3 protein-coding genes and 2 pseudogenes are annotated in these 2,612 nt (G+C 31.2%); all 5 read left to right on the plus strand.

All coding sequences use genetic code 11. The features are described 5' to 3' along the window. Window positions 1-31: 31 nt before the first annotated feature. The 5 genes and pseudogenes from SYN6308_RS25700 to SYN6308_RS00020 all read left to right on the plus strand — a co-directional run bounded on the left by SYN6308_RS25700 (window position 32) and on the right by SYN6308_RS00020 (window position 2,537). Complete coding sequence (locus SYN6308_RS25700; RefSeq protein ID WP_272943047.1) at window positions 32-157, plus strand: hypothetical protein; 126 nt, start codon at window positions 32-34, stop codon at window positions 155-157. A 156-nt stretch (window positions 158-313) separates the two neighbouring features. Next, window positions 314-906 (plus strand): annotated as a pseudogene (locus tag SYN6308_RS21250) (L,D-transpeptidase). Window positions 907-1,275: 369 nt separating this feature from the next. Beyond that, window positions 1,276-1,455, plus strand: a pseudogene (locus SYN6308_RS25920) (tetratricopeptide repeat protein); the annotation flags it as partial. A gap of 12 nt (window positions 1,456-1,467) precedes the next feature. Next, window positions 1,468-1,929: a tetratricopeptide repeat protein gene (locus SYN6308_RS00015; protein WP_017292368.1), complete on the plus strand. Its 462-nt coding sequence runs from the start codon at window positions 1,468-1,470 to the stop codon at window positions 1,927-1,929. Between the two features lie 425 nt (window positions 1,930-2,354). Beyond that, window positions 2,355-2,537, plus strand: a complete 183-nt coding sequence (locus tag SYN6308_RS00020) for a hypothetical protein (protein ID WP_017292369.1) — start codon at window positions 2,355-2,357, stop codon at window positions 2,535-2,537. Window positions 2,538-2,612: the final 75 nt, after the last annotated feature.

Consider the following 2,612-nt stretch of genomic DNA (forward strand, 5'->3'; position numbering starts at 1 on the left):
AAACGAACGTACTGCGGCTATTTGGGCTTCCATGGGGCAATCTAGTACCACTACCAGAGAAATTCCACCCCGTGAAATTACTCCAGCACCTGCTACTACTTATACCCCAGAACCAGAAGTTCAACAATTTAATCAACCTATTCGTGGATTGTGGTAATTAATTTTTTGTTGTCATAAACTTCCCTGGGGGTATTGCTCTTTAAAGGTGAGTTTCAGATAAATAAACTTAATATCTTGACAGGCTTTGATACTATAATAATAAAAGTGTCAGAGCTTGTTCTTATTATCGGTAGGTTATTTTAAGTTACCACAAATGAAATCCAATTTTCTTGATTGTTTTTGGGGCAAAAAATCCCTTCTTCCCTTGATTACACTAGGTTTGTGCCTAACTGGTGTAACTGCTTCGATCGCATCCGAATCTACCTTAGCATTAAAAAACGAATTACTGAAAGTAGATTTACCCTCCTTGCCTCCCTTAAAAGAAGCCAATGCTTACCTATATTTTCCCGATGAAGTAGCAACGGTTAAACTTGTATTGAGATTAGGTGCAAAAAAAGTTGAAGTTTATGAACAAGATCAACTAATTGCCAGTTATCCCGTTGCCGTAGGCAAAAAAGGTTGGGAAACTCCCAAAGGGGAATTTGAAATTATCCAAATGATCGAAAATCCCTCTTGGGAAAATCCTTGGACTGGTAAAGTATCCCCCCCGGACCAAATAATCCTTTAGGTGAAAGATGGATCGGATTTTGGAGTAATGGCAAAGATTTTATTGGTTTTCATGGCACTCCCGGAGAACATTTGATCGGTCAAGCCGTATCCCATGGTTGCGTGAGAATGAAAAATAGTGACATCAAAGAACTTTTTAAATTCGTCTCTATGGGTATCCCTGTCACGGTAGTTCAATAATAAGTAGGCGTTGCCCCATAGTCTTTTGATGAGGAAAGGTATTAGGGGTTAGGTTTTAGGTGAAATCATGAAAAAGAAAAAATTTTTAGACTATGTAATATAAAAAAATAAGCATTTTTAAAAAAGATGTTATCATTTTATGACTAAGGATCAAGAAAGAAGAATACAAGATTTTTTGCCCAAGAAAAGTATGAAAGTGTCATAAGTTCGATCGACGCTATTTTAATAAGTGAAGAAGCTAATAATATTTTAAAAACTTATTTAGCTTTAGCTTATTTTTGTTTAGATAATCAAGACAATTATCAAAGTATTTTACTAGATTTAGTCTTAAAAAGTGACTCAGAAGATTTAATCAATATTGCTCAATGTATCTTTAATATAGCTGATGTTCAAGTAAACAAAGAAAACTTTAATTTAGCCATCGAACTATATCAACAAGGTTTAGAAATTAACCCTCAATACACTCCAGCTTACATTAATTTAGCTCAATTATTCACCGAACAAGGGAATTTTGATTCTGCTATTAGTTTATGGGAAGATTTGATTTTACAATACCCAGATATGATCATTTCTTATGAGCAATTAGGGTTATTATGGCAAAATATTCATGAATATGAAAGTTCCATAAATATTTATCAGCAAGGATTAAATATAGAGTATAATAACTTGAGTATTTTATCAAATTTAGCCTATTGTTATCTTCAAGATAATCAACTTTCTTTAGCCAAAAAATCCTTAGAAAAAATTATTAAACTTGAACCCAATCCGATACAAGCCTATGGAGAATTAGGATATATTTATATTCTCGAAAATAACCTAAATTTAGGAATACAACTATGGCAAAAAATGCTCAAAAAATTTCCTTTTCAAGAATATCTAAATTGGTATAATAATCTTCAAATACCATCAGACAATATCACTTTAAATACTAACTTAATTCGATCGTTACAAAATCATCAAAATCAAGGAGAAATTGCTTTATATATTGCTCATTTGTTATTTAATAAAAAAAATATCTTTTAGCTATTAATTATTATCAAATTGCCTTAGAGAATAATATTGTTGATGAATCTCTTTACTATAACTTAATTCTCAGTTTATTCTACACTCAAGAAGCAGTAATATTTCCTGATTTAATTCCTGATCATCTTAACAAATTATATAACATAGATACTAAAAAAAGTCAAGAAATTATTGAATTAATTAACAAAAATATACTATTAAAAACAGAAAAAATAACAGAAGAATATGTAGTTAAAATTCCCGAAAATTATTACGAAAAAGCATCTCATTGGGCAGAAGATAAATCGATTCTCAATACTCATTACATTGAGTTTAATTTAGATAATATTTTAAGTTTAAAACGCCCTAAAAATCAGAAAAATAATCTTCATCCTAGCTTTTATTTTTCAAGCTCGATCGAACTCCCAAAACCATTTATAATTAATATGGAAAATGGACGTTTTTATTTGCGAGAAGACGAGGCAAGTAGTGCCGTAATTACCTATGAAAACTGGTTAATCGGGGATATTTCCCCCGAATCTCCTGCTTTAAGTCCAAATCACCCTGATAGCCACCCTAGCAAACACTCAATTTTACAAAAAAATTTTTATCTCCTTTTCAACACATAAAAGGCACTGTTGTGGTGTTAACGGGATTGTTAAATAATATTTATTTTCATTGGTTATTTGATATTTTACCTCGTA

Source organism: Geminocystis herdmanii PCC 6308, from assembly GCF_000332235.1.
GTDB classification, from domain to species: domain Bacteria; phylum Cyanobacteriota; class Cyanobacteriia; order Cyanobacteriales; family Cyanobacteriaceae; genus Geminocystis; species Geminocystis herdmanii.

Excerpts from the sequence above, each read along its gene's own strand:
- SYN6308_RS25700 (WP_272943047.1), top strand. The coding sequence starts at position 32 with ATGGGGCAATCTAGTACCACTACCAGAGAAATTCCACCCCGTGAAATT.
- SYN6308_RS00015 (WP_017292368.1), top strand. The coding sequence starts at position 1,468 with ATGATCATTTCTTATGAGCAATTAGGGTTATTATGGCAAAATATTCAT.
- SYN6308_RS00020 (WP_017292369.1), top strand. The coding sequence starts at position 2,355 with ATGGAAAATGGACGTTTTTATTTGCGAGAAGACGAGGCAAGTAGTGCC.